Origin of the sequence: Mesorhizobium loti CJ3sym (assembly GCF_000472785.1) — a bacterium.
GTDB lineage: Bacteria > Pseudomonadota > Alphaproteobacteria > Rhizobiales > Rhizobiaceae > Mesorhizobium > Mesorhizobium loti_E.
In genome coordinates this window covers 71,520-86,882 of sequence record NZ_AXAL01000010.1, presented here as the reverse complement: position 1 = coordinate 86,882, position 15,363 = coordinate 71,520, and the positions used below count along the sequence as shown (strand labels likewise).

At 62.7% G+C, this 15,363-nt stretch carries 14 protein-coding genes; 7 read left to right on the top strand and 7 right to left on the bottom strand.

The window, feature by feature from the left end; all coding sequences use genetic code 11:
* The 7 genes from A3A9_RS0115225 (at position 1) to A3A9_RS0115195 (ending at position 6,808) form a co-directional block, all read left to right on the top strand.
* The gene (locus A3A9_RS0115225; protein WP_027059555.1) at positions 1-876 is read left to right on the top strand and encodes a 5-oxoprolinase subunit B family protein; all 876 of its coding nucleotides are present in this window, start codon (positions 1-3) and stop codon (positions 874-876) included.
* Positions 866-1,837, top strand: a complete 972-nt coding sequence (locus tag A3A9_RS0115220) for a biotin-dependent carboxyltransferase family protein (RefSeq protein WP_027059554.1) — start codon at positions 866-868, stop codon at positions 1,835-1,837. Before A3A9_RS0115225 ends, A3A9_RS0115220 begins: the two co-directional genes overlap by 11 nt.
* A gap of 249 nt (positions 1,838-2,086) precedes the next feature.
* Positions 2,087-2,839, top strand: coding sequence for an ABC transporter ATP-binding protein (locus tag A3A9_RS0115215; RefSeq protein ID WP_027059553.1), 753 nt, complete (start codon positions 2,087-2,089; stop codon positions 2,837-2,839).
* Positions 2,836-3,570 (top strand): ABC transporter ATP-binding protein, encoded by a 735-nt coding sequence (locus A3A9_RS0115210; RefSeq protein ID WP_027059552.1) that lies wholly within the window; start codon positions 2,836-2,838, stop codon positions 3,568-3,570. The genes A3A9_RS0115215 and A3A9_RS0115210 overlap by 4 nt, the downstream gene beginning before the upstream one ends.
* Before the next feature lies 1 nt (position 3,571).
* Entirely contained in the window at positions 3,572-4,477 is a 906-nt protein-coding gene (locus tag A3A9_RS0115205; protein ID WP_027059551.1) for a branched-chain amino acid ABC transporter permease, read from the top strand.
* A gap of 3 nt (positions 4,478-4,480) precedes the next feature.
* Positions 4,481-5,569 carry a branched-chain amino acid ABC transporter permease gene (locus A3A9_RS0115200; RefSeq protein WP_027059550.1) on the top strand — a complete coding sequence of 363 codons (1,089 nt, stop codon included), beginning with the start codon at positions 4,481-4,483 and terminating at the stop codon, positions 5,567-5,569.
* A 42-nt stretch (positions 5,570-5,611) separates the two neighbouring features.
* Positions 5,612-6,808, top strand: a complete 1,197-nt coding sequence (locus tag A3A9_RS0115195) for an ABC transporter substrate-binding protein (protein ID WP_027059549.1) — start codon at positions 5,612-5,614, stop codon at positions 6,806-6,808.
* Between the two features lie 99 nt (positions 6,809-6,907).
* Here the strand turns inward: A3A9_RS0115195 and A3A9_RS0115190 are convergent, their stop codons facing one another.
* From A3A9_RS0115190 to A3A9_RS0115160, 7 genes are all read right to left on the bottom strand, one after another.
* Positions 6,908-7,324, bottom strand: a complete 417-nt coding sequence (locus A3A9_RS0115190; protein ID WP_082222094.1) for a nuclear transport factor 2 family protein — start codon at positions 7,322-7,324, stop codon at positions 6,908-6,910.
* Positions 7,321-8,703 (bottom strand): aspartate aminotransferase family protein, encoded by a 1,383-nt coding sequence (locus A3A9_RS0115185; protein ID WP_027059547.1) that lies wholly within the window; start codon positions 8,701-8,703, stop codon positions 7,321-7,323. Before A3A9_RS0115185 ends, A3A9_RS0115190 begins: the two co-directional genes overlap by 4 nt.
* A 95-nt stretch (positions 8,704-8,798) precedes the next feature.
* Complete coding sequence (locus A3A9_RS0115180) at positions 8,799-9,530, bottom strand: LamB/YcsF family protein (RefSeq protein ID WP_027059546.1); 732 nt, start codon at positions 9,528-9,530, stop codon at positions 8,799-8,801.
* Positions 9,531-9,542: 12 nt separating this feature from the next.
* Complete coding sequence (locus A3A9_RS0115175; protein ID WP_027059545.1) at positions 9,543-11,891, bottom strand: xanthine dehydrogenase family protein molybdopterin-binding subunit; 2,349 nt, start codon at positions 11,889-11,891, stop codon at positions 9,543-9,545.
* Positions 11,884-12,381, bottom strand: coding sequence for a (2Fe-2S)-binding protein (locus A3A9_RS0115170; RefSeq protein WP_027059544.1), 498 nt, complete (start codon positions 12,379-12,381; stop codon positions 11,884-11,886). Before A3A9_RS0115170 ends, A3A9_RS0115175 begins: the two co-directional genes overlap by 8 nt.
* Positions 12,378-13,229, bottom strand: coding sequence for an FAD binding domain-containing protein (locus tag A3A9_RS0115165; RefSeq protein ID WP_027059543.1), 852 nt, complete (start codon positions 13,227-13,229; stop codon positions 12,378-12,380). Before A3A9_RS0115165 ends, A3A9_RS0115170 begins: the two co-directional genes overlap by 4 nt.
* A 163-nt stretch (positions 13,230-13,392) precedes the next feature.
* Positions 13,393-15,360, bottom strand: a complete 1,968-nt coding sequence (locus A3A9_RS0115160) for a hydantoinase B/oxoprolinase family protein (RefSeq protein WP_027059542.1) — start codon at positions 15,358-15,360, stop codon at positions 13,393-13,395.
* Positions 15,361-15,363: the final 3 nt, after the last annotated feature.

Here is a 15,363-nt window from a genome sequence, read left to right as displayed (position 1 = left end):
ATGTCGATACGATTCAACTTCGGCGGTGACGAACATATCTTCGGCGAAGTGTCGGAGGAGATGTCGCTCACTTCCTTCTTTACCGGCCTTTCGATGACCAACGCGGTGCGTGCGGCAGGCATCCGGGGCGTCACCGAGATTTGTCCGGCCAACGCCAGCTTCCAGATTCGCTTCAACCCCGACATCGTCAAGCCGCAGGATTTGCTCAGCGAACTGAAGTCGATGGAAGAGGCGGCCTCGAAGGCAGACCCGGTTCTGAAGACCCGGATCATCGAGCTGCCGGTTTACTTCCAGGATCCATGGACGCGTGAAACCTGCTTGCGCTTCCGCGAGCGCCACCAAGACCCGTCCTCCACCGATCTTGAATATTCGGCACGCATCAACGGCTACGCCACGGTGGAAGAGTTTGTCGCGGCCTATTCCGGCCAGCCATGGTTCGTGTCCATGGTCGGCTTCGTCGCCGGATTGCCCTTCCTGTACCAGATGGTCGAGCGCAAGAAACAAATTCAGGCGCCGAAATATCTGCGTCCGCGCACCGACACTCCCAAGCTCACCATTGGCCACGGTGGCTGCTTTGCTGCGATCTATTCGGTGCGCGGCGCTGGCGGCTACCAGATGTATGGCATAACCCCGGCACCGATCTACGACCCGACCATGAAGGTGCGCTACCTCTCCGATGATATGTGCCTGTTCAAACCGGGCGACATCGTGAAGTTCAAGGCCATTGGCCGCGATGACTACGACGCCACGCTGGAGGAAATCAAAGCCAATCGGTGGGAACCGACGGTTCGCGAGTGCACCTTCAGCCTGAAGGACTTCAACGGCGACATTTACGGCACCAATGCAAAGCTGATGGAGCTTATCAATGGCCGTTAAGGTAATCTCTCCCGGCCTCTCCACTTCCGTGCAGGACCTTGGCCGGCCAGGCCACTATCATGTCGGCATCCCCGAAGGCGGCGGCATGGACCGCTTTGCCACACGCATCGCAAACCTGCTTGTCGGCAACGATCCAGGTGCCGCGGTGCTCGAAGCCACCTTCATGGGCCCCGAACTCGAATTCACCCAATCCGCGGTCATCGCCGTCACGGGTGGAGAGCTTCCACCCAAACTCAATGGCGAGGAACGGCCGACCTGGGAGAGCTTTCCGGTGAAGGCCGGAGACCGGCTTTCCTTTGGTTTCCTCAAGGGCGGTGCGCGCGCTTATCTGGCCATCTCCGGCGGCATCGACGTCCCCGTGGTTCTCGGCTCGCGCTCGACTTACATTCTGGGCGCGCTCGGCGGCCATCAGGGCCGCACGCTGAAGGCGGGCGATGAGCTTCCACTCGGTGAAGGCTCGGGTAAAGCCGGTCTTTCTTTGCCTGCAAATCTGCACCGCGCGCGGAACAATCCGGCGGAACTCAGAATGCTTCCTGGCCTGTACTGGCATCGGATTACTGAAGCCGCCGGCAATCGGTTCTTCGAGGAAACCTGGAAGGTCGCGCCCGAAGCCGACCGCATCGGCTATCGCTTCCGTGGTGGAACGCCGCTGGAGTTCGTTGAGCGCGAGCAGCCTTTCGGCGCGGGTTCCGACCCCTCGAACATCGTCGACGCCTGCTATCCCTACGGATCCGTCCAGGTGCCGAGTGGCACGGAGCCGATCGTTCTTCACCGGGACGCGGTTTCGGGCGGCGGCTACATGATGCTGGGCGTGGTGATATCGGCCGACATGGACCTGATCGCCCAGCTCCAGCCGCACACTCCGGCGCGCTTCGTTTCGGTGACGCTGGAAGGCGCGCTTGCCGCGCGAGCTGAACAGCGCGCCGCGCTGGCGCGCGCTGAAGACTACCTGGCCGGCTGACGTCGGCCGGGAGAATGCCGGCGGAGGAGCCGGAGGCGAGGAGATCGGTCGGCCAAAACCGACCGCGCGTGGCGGAAGACAAAATCCGGTGCGCGAAACGACAAGACGACGCCGGGCAACGGCGTGAATTTGGCATCCGAGCAGTCCGTTAGAGACCGCCGGAACCGACAGGGGAAGACATTAGCAACGTGACTGGCCGCAAGGCCGGATGCTTCGCGCCTTTCCATCGGTCAAAAGAAGGAAAGGGACATGAGTCATCTGAGCGCGGAGAACGTCTCGGTGTCGTTTGCGGGGCTAAAGGCCCTGTCATCGGTAGACCTCCAGATTACGCCAGGCCGCATCGTTGGCCTCATCGGCCCCAACGGTGCCGGCAAGACCACGCTGGTCAACGTGCTGACGGGCTTCCAGGCTCCGACGGAAGGCACCATCAAGCTCGACGGGGCAGCCCTCACGGGTCTGAAGCCGCATCAGGTCCGGCGGCGCGGCATCGCCCGCACCTTCCAGGGTGGGCGGCTCTTCCGCGACCTGCCTGTGCTGGACAATCTGGAGGTAACCGGCGTTGGCCTGGGAATGAGCCGACGCGCCGCCATCGCCGAAGCGGAAGCGATGCTCGACTGGATAGGCATCGGCGCGTTGGGCTCCCGCATCGCCGGAACCTTGCCTTATACGGATGAGCGCCGTGTCGCCATTGGCCGTGCCCTGATGGGACGGCCAGCTTACATTCTGCTCGACGAGCCCGCGGCTGGCATGAGCACGCCGGAAGCGCGGGAGCTTTCGGCCCTGATAAGACACATCGCCGGCGATCTCGGCTGCGGTGTCCTGCTCATCGAGCACAATGTCGGACTGGTGCTCGGCCTTTGCGAGCATATCGTCGTGCTCGATTCCGGAGCTATCATCGAAGAAGGCCCACCCGCCGCGATCCGCGACAGCGAGAAGGTGCGCCACGCCTATATGGGCACGGCCGCCAACACCGACCTGCCTGTGCTGGAGGTGATGGAATGAGCCTGCTTGCCCTGTCCGATGTCACCATCCGCTATAGCCGTCTGACCGCGGTCCGCGACGTCTCCTTCTCCATGGACGAAGGAGAAATCCTGTTCATCACCGGCCCGAACGGAGCCGGGAAGTCTTCGCTGCTGCGCGCGATCGCCGGCGTGACACCGGTGGCGGGCGGCCGGATCGACCTTGCGGGCCATGAGATCACCGGCCAGGCGCCGGAGAACATCGCCCGGCTCGGCTTCTCCATGGTGCCGGAGGGGCGCGATGTCTTCGGCTCGCTGACGACCGAAGAGAACCTTCTGGTCGGCGCTGGCATGCACGCCCGCGACCGCGGCTGGCGCAGCCGAACGGCCGACGAACTCGAAGCCGTCTACGCAACCTTCCCGATGCTGAAAGAGAGGCGACACGGGCAGGCGGGATTGCTGTCCGGCGGGCAGCAGCAAATGCTCGTCATCGGACGCGCGCTGATGACCAATCCGCGGCTTATAGCCATCGACGAGCCTTCGCTGGGCCTCGCCCCCAACATCAACGACCAGGTCTACGAGCGGCTGATGGCGCTGCGTGCGCAGCGCCAGCTCACGCTCCTGATCGTGGAGCAGAGTTCGGCCCGGGCGATGATGGTGGGAGGGCGGATGATCCTGATGCGCGGCGGGCAGATCGTGCTCGATGGCGACGCCCGGACACTCGGCAACGGCGAAGCGATCCAGGCTGCCTATTTCGGCTACGAGGACCATTGAGATGCTCCAGATCCTGTTTGACGCACTCTCGCTTGGTTCGCTCTACGCGCTCGGGGCGCTCGGCATTGCCCTCATCTTCGGCGTCATGCGGCTTGTGAACTTCGCGCATGGCGACGTCATCGCCTTCTGCGTCTTCGCGCTGCTGTGGCCGTCGACGGATGCCATGGCCATCGTCTTTGCTGGCCAATTGCCGTGGTACCTGCTGATACCCTTCGTGCTGCTCTGCGGGGCCGGGCTGTCGGTGCTGTGTGAAATCGTCGTCTTCAGGCGGTTCCGCAAGGCAAATCCGGCGACGATGATGATTGCTTCCTTCGCGCTCGGTTTCGTCATTCGCTATTTTCTGCTGATGCTTTTCTCAAGCCGGCCGAAGTCGATCAATCTCCTTCCCGAACTCTCCCAACCCGTCGAAATTTTCGGCGCCCGGCTGCCGCTTCTCCAGCTCATCACCATCGTCGCGACGATGTTGATCCTGTTGGGCCTGACCGTCTTTCTTCGCCGGACCCGGTTCGGACTGGAAATGCGGGCGGCGGCGGAGAATTTCTCCATGGCGCGCATGCTCGGCGTCCGCGCTAACCGGGTCATCATGGGGGCTTTCGCGCTGTCCGGCGCGCTGGCCGGTGCCATTGCCTTGATCTTCGTGGCCCAGACCGGCACCGCCGATATCCAGATGGGTGCGGCAATCATGCTGATGGCGTTCATCGCAACGGTTATCGGCGGCCTTGGCAGTCTGGCTGGCGCCGTGCTGGCGGGGTTCCTGCTCGGTGCCGCGTCGGTGATCATGCAGGTCATGCTGCCCATCGACGCCCGGCCCTTCCGCGATGCCTTTGTCTATGGAGCGGTCATCCTCGTCCTCCTCTTCCGTCCGCAAGGCCTGATTTCGGCCCGTGGCACAAAGGAAAGGGTCTGATCCATGTCCGCAGCGTCCCCGACCATCGAGCCGCACCTGACCACCGGCGCCATCGTCGCCAAAACCCCCCGCCCCTTCGTGCTGGCGCGCCGTACCATCATCACGCCGATCCTGCTGGCGCTGTTGATGATCGCCATTGCACTGCTGACGATGATGACCGGATCGAGACCATTCAATCAGGTGATCATCGACGTCTTCCTCCGGGTTATCCTCGTCGTCGGCCTTTATGTATTTATCGGCAATTCCGGCGTGCTGAGCTTCGGCCATATCGGCTTCACCTGCCTCGGCGCCTATGTGGCGGCGTGGCTGACGATCAATCCCATGATGAAGAAGATGGCCTTTACCGGTCTTCCCAGCTGGCTGATAAAAACCCAAATGCCCTATTGGGAGGCGGCTATCATCGCCGCGATCTTTGCAGGGTTGGCTGCGCTGATCTTCGGGCGGATCCTGATGCGGCTGTCGGGCATCGCCGCCTCCATCGCGACCTTCGCCATGCTGGCGATGATCAACACGATCTACTCCAACTGGGAAACTGTCACCGGCGGGACATCGTCGGTCGTCGGGATCCCGATCATCCGCTCGATCTGGCCCTACCTGATCGCCGCCATCATCTCGATCTTCATTGCCTGGGCACACGCAATATCGCGTTCGGGCCTAGCACTGCGTGCCGCCCGCGACGAGCCGACGGCAGCGGCGGCCTCCGGCGTCGATATTCCAAGGGAGCGGCTTGTCGCCTTCGTGATCTCCGGTGCCATAATGGGTCTCGGCGGCGCCTTGATGGCCCATTCCATCGGGGTTGTAACGCCGGACACTTTCTATCTCGGCCTCACCTTCATCACCATCGCCATGCTTGTCGTTGGCGGCATGGGCAGCCTTTCGGGCGCCGTGATCGGTGTCGTGTTCCTCTCGGCCCTCATCCAGACCCTGCGCTGGCTGGAAGCCGGGGTTTCAATTGGCGACGTCGCCTTCGCCATACCGAAAGGCCTTCAGGAGATCGCACTGGGTATCATCATGATCATCATTCTGGCGCTTCGTCCGGCAGGCGTTTTCGGCAATCGCGAGATCTCTTTAACCCGCAACCGCGGTGACTGACCGGCGGATTGTAAGCCGCCGTAACCTTGAAAGGAGAAGTCTATGATAAACAAACTAAAAATAGCGACAGCAACGATGCTCTTCACCGCAACGGCTGCCTTTCCAGCCTTGGCGGACGACAGCAAGATCGTGGTCGGTTTCGCCACGGCGGAATCGGGCTTCATGGAGGCTTACGACAAGCCTGCCACCGATGCCGCGCTGATCCGCATCGACGAAATAAACGCCGCCGGCGGTCTTCTGGGGAAGAAGATTGAAGTCGTGAAAGCCGACACCAAGTCCGACCGTGCCGAAGGCGCCAAGGCCGGTCTTTCCGTTCTCGACCAGGGCGCAGACCTCGTCGTCGTCTCCTGCGACTACGACTTCGGCTCGCCGGCGGCACTCGCCGCCGAGGCGGCTGGCAAGGTTTCCTTCTTCCTCTGCGCTGAATCGGTCAAGGCGGGCATCCAGGGCGTAGGCCCGCACAGCTTCTCCGCGTCGGTGCTGGCGGCCGTGCAGGGAGCGACGATGGCCGAATGGGCGTACAACAAGAAGGAGGCCAAGACCTTCTATCGCCTGCTCGACACCTGGACGGAATATAACAAGGGCATCTGCGACGGCTTCGACTGGATGATGCCCAAGCTGGAGACCAAGGGCGCCAAACTCGTGGGTCAAGATACCTTCAAGAACGACGACCCCTCAATCGCTGCTCAGATCAGCCGTATCAAGGCCCTGCCAAAAGAGCCCGATGCGATCATGCTTTGTACCATGATGCCGGGCTCTGTTTCGGCGATAAAACAGATCCGCGCCGCAGGCATCAATTCGATGATTCTCAACGGCTCCGGCGTGGACGGCAGCTACTGGCTTTCGGCTGTGCCTGACCTTTCCAATTTCTACGTTCCGGTTCAGGGTTCCATCTACGGCGACGACCCGAATCCGGAAGTCAACAAGTTCAACGCGGCCTACAAGGCCAAGACCGGCGCCGACCCGTCTTCCATGTATGTCTATCCAGGTTATGTCATGATCGACGTCTGGGCAAAGGCCGTTGAACGCGCCAAGAGCATCGATGCCGATGCCGTTGTCGCGGAACTCGAAAAAATGAAGAACGAACCGACCCTCTTTGGTCCCCGCACCTTCACCTCCGAGTTGCACCACCAGAACCAGACCAAATACCTGATCGCCGACACCGAGAAAGGCAAACCGGCGATCGTCGACAGCTGGACGATCTCCGAACCGATCCCTCTTGACGCGCTCTTGAAGTAGTGGTGGCGGCCGGCTCGGTCCGGCCGTTCTTCCCATCCCGCAACGCGAGAACCCGGCCCGCATGATGCGGGCCGGGTCAATTTATCAGTCCATGACCTTTTACGTGCGGGCCTTGCGATAGGAATCCTTGAGCGCAATCCGCGCACCTGAAAAAACGAAGATGTCGCAGCCGTCGACCTCTATCTTGTCTCCCGCCGCCGTCGTTCCCGTGAAGCGCCAGGAAGACAGTCCGGTATCTCCGCTGACCACATGACTGCCATTTGACCAGGCAGCGTCCGGAAAGGTTGAAAAGATAGCGGCATAGGCAGTGCGCACGGCTTCCCGTCCAATGTGACGGCGACCGCTCGGCTCGGGTCCAGCCGAGCCATGGAAGGCGCAATCCTCGGCCATGCAGGCCATCAGGCCGTCGAGGTCGTGGGCGTTCCACGCTGCCATAAACCGGCCAAGAAGTGCTGAACGCTGTGCCGGAAGATCGCCTCCGGTCATGCCGGTCTGGTCCGCATGTCCGCCGATCATTCCAGCCCCTCCTTCGCGACGGCGCCGGTCAGCCGGTCCAGCGATCTCGACATGCGGGTCATGATTTCCGCGATGTCCTCTCCCGTCACGATCATCGGCGGGCAAAGCGCCAGCTGATCGCCGATGCTGCGGAAGATGAGACCTTCTTCGTGACCGATGGCCGACGCTATCGCGCCCGCGCGGCCTACTTTTGCAAAAGGCCGCTTGGTCGCCTTGTCAGCAACCAGCTCGACCGCTCCGATCAAGCCGGTGCCACGGGCCTCCCCGACAAAGGGATGACCGGCAAACGAGCGAATGCCCGCCTGGAAGGCCGCTTCCATCCGGGCCGCATTGCCCATCAAATCGCGTTCCTCGATGATGGCGAGATTCTCCAGCGCAACGGCTGTCGCGACCGGATGACCCGACGCCGTGAAACCGTGGCCGAAATTGCCGATCGTGGCGGTGTTGTCAGCAATCGCCTGATAGATCGCATCGGAGAAAATGACGGCGGCAAGCGGCATGTAAGACGACGTGATTTGCTTGGAGACCGTCATGATATCAGGTGTGAAGCCATATTTCTGAGCGCCGAAGGGCGTTCCGAGACGGCCAAAACCGCAGATCACCTCATCTGCTATCAGAATGATATCATTTGCCCGGCAGATTTTCTCCACGCCTTCCCAGTATCCTACCGGCGGCGGCAGAACGCCGCCAGCCGCCATAAGCGGCTCTCCTATGAAGGCCGCGATCGTATCAGCCCCTTCTTCCGCAATCACCGCTTCCAGTTCGGCGAGCAGGCGCGCCGTGAAGGCGGCTTCGTCTTCGCCTTCCATGCCGAAACGATAGAAGTGTGGGCAGGTCAGATGGCGAACCGGAATCGCCGGCAGGTCGAAATCGCGATGGTTGATCGGCAGGCCCGTCAGGCTGCCGGAGGCGACGGTAATGCCGTGATAGCCCTTGGTCCGTGCCAGGAATTTCTTCTTCCTGGGCCGGCCGAGCGCGTTGTTCATGAACCACATCATCTTGACGATGGTGTCGTTGGCTTCCGAGCCCGACGACGTGAAGAACACACGCGTCAGGTTTTCCGGCGTCATCTCCACGAGTTTCTCCGCGAGCCGGATGGACGGCTCATGCGCCTTGGAGGAGAAGGTGTGGTAGTAGGGCAGCTTCAACATTTGCTGATAGGCAGCGTCCGCCAGCCGCTTCTCCGAAAAGCCGACGCCCACCGACCACAGCCCGGCGAGCCCTTCGATATATTCCTTGCCGCGTTCGTCATACACACGGATGCCGTCGCCGCGGCTGATGATCAGTGGTCCGGTTTGTTCGTGCTGACGCAGGTTGGTGTAGGGGTGCATGGTGGTGGCGATGTCGGCGGCGGCGAGAGAGTTGGAAAGCGCGTCCATGGAAGTCCTCAGCGGCTTGTGGAAATGGTTCGGGTTCTGAGTTCGAGATAGTCCTCGATCCCATGAGCAGAGCCTTCACGATACAGAAAAATGCATCATGGGAGGCTTTTCGAATGCGTGTCGATGATCCGCCGCATCAGCGCGGCGACGTCGCGTGCATTCGGCGGATCGGAGTGGATGCAGACGGTGTCGAAGTCGACCGGGCGGACCGTGCCGTCTACCGTGACGAGTTCGCGCCGGGTAAGCGCTCCCACCATACGGTGCTCGGCAAGCGTCAGGTCGATGGCCGACTGTACGCGGGGGATGATCAGGCTGCCGCCGGGAGCGTAGGTCAGATCGGGAAAGAACTCGCCCACGAAGGCGACGCCGAGTTCAGCCGCTGCCGTCTCGTGACAGGTTTCCGCCATGCCGAACAGCGGGACGCCGAACGGCTTGACCGCCGCCGCGATTGCCCGGGCAGTGTCCATGTCGTGCGCGGCCATGCCGTAGATGATGCCGTGCGGCTTGACGTGGCCGAGCCGTCCGCCCTCGGCGGCCAGCATCCCTGTCAGAGCACCGATTTGGTAGAGGAAGGCGGCTGTCAGTTCCTCCGGCTGAAGTTTCATTTCGCGCCGGCCGAACCCCTCGCGATCGGGAAGTGAGGGATGCGCGCCAACCTGCTTGCCATGCGAGAGCGCGAGCCGCACGGTCTTCAGCATCGTCCATGGATCGGAGGCATGGAAGCCGCAGGCGATGTTGGCGCAATCGATATGAGGCATGATGCCGGCATCGTCGCCGAAGCGCCAGTTGCCGTAACTCTCCCCCATGTCGCAGTTCAGGGTGACCATGGTTTGCTTGCCTCAGCACAGAGTGTTTGACGCCCAGCCGGGAGCGATGTGCGGGAATTCCGGCGGTGGTTCGCGCTCGTGCAGCAGGCCAAGCACGCGTGGCGGCGTCAGTGGCAGTTGCCGCACCGGCTTGCCGATGGCGCGCGCCACCGCGCAGCCGATCGCGGCGCCCACGGCAAGGATGGGCACCTCGCCCGCGCCCTTGGTGCCGAGCGGACCCATCGATGGTGCGCCCTCGTAGAGGTCGGCGGCGACCGGAACCACGTCCTGCGCCAGCGGCAGGCGATAGGTCTCGAAATCGTCCTGTGCGATGCGTCCGTCGGCGGTGAGCGTCACCTCCTCATGCAAGGCGTAGCCCAGCCCCTGCACCACGCCGCCCTGTATCTGGCCCAGGATGGCGCGCGGGTTGAGCGCACGGCCGACATCCTGCACCACGCGATAGGCCAGCACCTCGACATGACCGGTGTCCGGATCAACCGCCACCTCGGCCTCGTGAACGACGAAGACCGGAATGTCGAGCGCATCGATGAAATGCCCCATGGCGCAGCCGGACATTGCCGGCGTGTTCTTGGCGGTAAAGGCTCCGCTTCCGGTGATCGGGCCGGTGGTGGCCTGTGCATGGGCGACGACGGCGGGGATCGACATGCCGGAACCGGGACGTCCCGTGATCTCGACACGACCCTCCCGCAGCACCAAGTCTTCCGGTCGGGTCTGCAGCATCTCGCCGGCGGTCCGCAGCAGCTTCTCGCGCACGTCCGCGCAGGCGGCCACACTCGCCGCGCCGATGGACACGGTGGTCCGTCCGCCGCCAACGCCGACATCGAGACCGGCGGCATCCGTATCGGCTTCGCGCACGATCACCTGCTCGGGAGCAAGGCCGAGCTGCCCGGCCACGATCTGCGGCAGGGATTGCACCATCGTGCCGGAACCAATCTCCACCCCCGACGTGACCAGCGTTGCGCTGCCGTCGGCGTTCAAATTCACCGTCGCCGCCGAGGGCCCGACGAAAACGAACCATGTGCCGACCGTGGTTGCAATTCCATAGAGCCTGCCGTCGGCCTTGGCCTCAGATGTCCCGGTTCTGACACGCAACGCGTCCATGCGATCGAGCATCGGACCCAGCACATCGGCTTCGAAAACCTGGCCAGTGGCACCGAGATCGCCATCGCCTAGCACATTTTTCTTCCGGAACTCCATCGGGTCGAAGCCTAGCGCATCGCAGATTTCGTCGGTATGTCGCTCCAATGCGAAGGTGTTGTAGACGCCGTTGCAAGCCCGGAAAGCGCCGTTGGGTGGTGTGTTGGTGTATACGGCGCGGCTGACGAGCCGCGTGGCGCCGACCTTGTAATTGCCGCCCAGCGTATGCGCCGTCATCGTCGTCAGAAAAACCTGTTCGCCGCCATACGCACCGCAGTCCATCAGCACGACGGCCTCGCGCCCGGCGATGTATCCTTCGGCGGTGACAGCGGACCGAATGCGGATTTCCGCATTCTCGCGGCAGAGGCAGGTTGCCATCTCTTCTTGCCGGGTGTTTTCCAAGACCACGGTGCGCCCGGTCATCCGCGCCAGAAGTGCCGTGATCGGCTCGATGGACGCATCGAATTTCAGGCCGAACCCGCCGCCGACAGGCGGCACAGTGACCCGCACACGCCCGGGCGCAAGCTGCATGACCCTTCCGGTGACGTTGCGCACGGTCCAGGGCACCTGCGTCGAGGTCTGGATGTGAGCACGGCCATCCTCCCAGGAGCCGATGGCAACCCGCGGTTCGAAGGGCACATGGCTCTGCCGGCCGACGGTGAAGCTGCTCTCGACAATGCGTATGTCGGGACGGGCGAAGGCAGCGTCGACGTCGCCACGGCTGGATTTTGCCTCCCATGCGATGTTGCCGCCACGTGCACCGCCTTCGGTGATCACCTCATAGCCGCGCCAGCCCTCGTGGACGAGACGGGCGGCGGGCTGGAGTGCTTCGGCCATGGTGAGCACCGGTGCCAGCGGCTCGACCTCGAGCATGATGGCGGCAAGTGCGGCCCGCGCCTGCTTTTCCGTCTCGGCAGCGATGACGGCGATTGGCTCGCCGTGATAGCGGATCGTGTCGATGGCCAGCAGCGGATGGTCGGCAATGCCGATGCCGTAGAGCCCTGGCGCATCGGCGCCGGTCGCCACTGCGCGCACGCCAGGACAGCGAAGTGCCGCCGAAACGTCGAGCTTGCGGATACGCCCCGCAGGAACGGTCGACCGTAGCAGCACGGCATGCAACATGTCGGGGCGAATCCGGTCATTGGTGTATTTCGTCCGCCCGCGCAGCTTGTCCTGCGCATCGCGGCGGGGAAGATTCATCACCGTGGCGGAGAGCTCAGACATTGATACCTTCCACCAACTGGCCGGCCTTCCGCGCCTGGTCGAGGCAGACGGCCACGGCGTCGACGATCCGCTCATATCCCGTGCAGCGGCAGATGTTGCCGACCATTGCGGCCTTGATTTCGGCACGGCTCGCATGCGGATTGTCACGCACGAACGCCGAAAGGCTCATGACCATTCCCGGAAAACACATGCCGCATTGCACGGCATCGTCCGCCTCGAAAGCGGCCTGGAGCGGGTGCAGCGCCTGATTTCCAGAACTCAATCCCTCGATGGTCGTCACCGCGCATCCCTGGACGAGTCCAACCGGCTTCAGGCAGGACGGCATCGCTTCGTCGTCGACATGCACCGTGCACGCGCCGCAAAAGCCTTCGCGGCACACGGCTTTGGTCCCCGTCAGGAATCGTTCTTGCCGCAAGATGTCGACAAGCGGCGTCATCGGATCGCCATGAAAGCGGCAGTCCTCGCCATTCAGCTGGAATGTCACAGTCATGCCAGGCCCTCGGTCTTGAGAAGTGCAGCAACACCGCGCCTGACCAGCGGCGAAAGAACCTGGCGCCGGTACCAACCCTCCGCTTCCTTGCCGTCGCGGCCCTGAAAATCATTGTGCTCCAATGCAAGCTCGGCAGCGCGTTCCGGATCGAGCGCGGAGGCCGGGCCTGCCGCCATGGCCTGTTCGAGTGCCGTCCAGCGCCGCGCTACCGGCTCCACCGAGCCGACCGCAATGCGACAGCGTTTGTCCTTGTCCACGGCGAGCGAGACGATGGCGACCGGATAGTCGCCGGCTTTGCGAAGCGGCAGGCGGATGTGAGCACTTGCGATCAGGTCGCGGCGCAGATGAATTCTCGTCACAATCGCTTCCGTCAGCAGCCTATGCCTGCCTTCGAGGAAATCCGAAATGCCGAGGAGTTTTGGGCCCTCGAACGTCTGCAGCTCCACAGTCGCCTCACAGACGAGAAACGCGGGGGCGAGATCGGCGGCGGCAAAGTCGAGGGCACAAAGGTTGCCGCCCACGGTGGCGACACTTCGGATACCGGGATTGGCCGCGCCCTGCGCCGCGGCAACCAGACCTTCGAAGCCCGCTACCCCGTGCAACACGCGGACAAGGACCGCGTGGGTAACAGCTGCGCCGATCACGACATGGTCCGCGTTGATTTCGACCTTGGACAAGGCCGGTATCCGGTGGAGTGCGACCACCGCCACGGGAAGTTGTCCCCCGCGCCGTGGATCACGCATCATCCAGGTGCCGCCGGCAAGCACCGCCGCACCTTGGCGGCGTGCAGCCAATGCCTCTTCAAGCGTGCTGGCTGCGGTGAACGATCGTTCCACGCCTGGTGCCATCTGTCATACCCCTCGGAAGCAGCCGTCTTTCGCGGCTTTGCAGTATTGTTGCCCCAGCCCTAGGCTCCTGTGAAATAGTAATTCTTTGAATATGGTATCGAAAAAACAGATAACTCTGGCGGCCTGCGAGCGCCCGCGAGGTTTGCGGCGCGCTCTTTAACGCTCAGGCCCAGTGAGCGACCGTCCGTTTCTCAAAGCTCTCACGGAACTGGGCGGTGGTTTTGGGAAGGAGTTCGCCAGTCTCCCAGTCGAGGATCACGGCATAGTGGCGAACCGCATCGAGCGTATCGATCTCGCCGGAACGGTATTTGCGCGCGACCTCCTCAGGATCCATGCGTGCCCGATCCTTCCGCTTCGCCCGGATGTCGGCACGGCAGGCTTCGGTTGCCGTCTCGTCGATTTCGTACTGGCACAGGTCGCGGTCGATTTCTCGGATCACCACGCCGTAGTCGGTCTTGGCGCGCTCCAGGGAAACGTAGTCATCGATCACGTCCTCCATCACCTTGCGGGGCTCGCGCTGCAGTGGATCGCCGAAACCGCCGCCGCCGGCCGTCGGACGAGCGAACTGGTCGCCTGTGTGGACAGGGTAATCGGAGAATACGGAGCCGAGCCAAATCTCGGTCCCCTCTCCGGCGCGTTTCATGGTCAAGCCGTGGGGCATCGACGGCAGGCCTCCCTCGACACCCCAGACGACAGCGCGCTCGCGGTCGCAAATATAGGACATGACGGCATTTTCGGCCTCAAGCAACAACGAGGTCTTCTGCACGCCGACCCCGCCCCGCCATTTGCCGGGACCGGCTGAGTCCTGCTTGATCTGGAACTCGATCGTCCGCGTAGGGTTCACCCGCTCATTGCCTTCGTTCGGTTGCGACATCAGCCCCGTTCCGAAGCAGGCAGTGGTGACATCGGCGCCATCCTTGCCGTTGCGCCCGCCCCAGCCGCCGGGCAGCCATTCGTAGAACATGAAGATCGGCTTTTCGGGTTTGCGCGCGTCCCGTCCCCCGGCCAACAGATATTCGAGGTTGAAGGCACAGGCGATGGCGCGTTCGGGCATGATCTTCGACCACATCTCGAAGATCGCATTCATGATCTTTTCGAACGGCATCAGGAACCCGGTCACGGCCACCGGCCATTCCGCGCTGACGACGCTGTTCTTCGGCGCGGTAACCTCGATCATCCGGTAAAACCCGCTGTTGAGTGGGAGGTCCGGGAAGAACGTCTTCATACCGGCGACCACGGCCGAGAAGGTCGCGCCCGGGGCGGAATTGTACATCGAGGCGATGGTCGAATGGCTTCCCGTAAAATCGTAGTGGATCGTGTCGCCCTTGATCGTCATTTTGATGCGGATCGGGATCATGCCCTCGCCGGCTCCGAGATCGCGATCGATGTAGTCGACCGTCTCCCAAGTGCCGTCGGGCAGCTCCGCGAGGCGCTTTCGCACGGCACGTTCGACGTAGTCCTGCACCTCCTCCATACCGCGCATGACCTGGCCGCGCCCGTACTTCTTGACCAGCCGCAACAATTCGCGCTCGGCCGCCTGTGTCGCCTGCGCCTGGGAATGGATGTCGCCAATGATCGATGCCGGGTCGCGCGTGTTGGCCGCGATCATGTTGGCGACGTCGGAGCAGAAGCGGCCGCGCTGGAAAAGGCGCAGCGGCGTGATCCGCAGGCCTTCGCGGAACATGTCGCGGGCGGTGACGTCGAAGGAACCCGGCACGGAGCCGCCGAGATCCGACCAGTGGCCGTTCGACTGGGAGAAGCCGATCAGTTTGTCTTCGTCGAAGATCGGCCGGACGAGCCGAACATCGCTGAAATGAGTACCGCCGGCATAGGGATCGTTGATCGCGTAGACGTCGCCGGGAGCCATATCGCCTTCGAAGACCCGGATCACCTCCTTGCACGTGTTGTGCAGTGTGCCGACATGGACCGCGATATCGTAGTTGCCCTGGGCCACGGAGTTGCCGTCGGCGTCATGCAGGGCGTTCGAAAAGTCCCGGTTGTAGATGACGAAGGAATAGCAGGTACGAAGCATCTGTTCGGCCATCTGGTCGACGGTGGTGATGAAGGAGTTCTTCAGCACCTCGAACGTTACCGGATCGAGGCCAGGGCTCGTTTCAATCAGCTTTGTCATGTC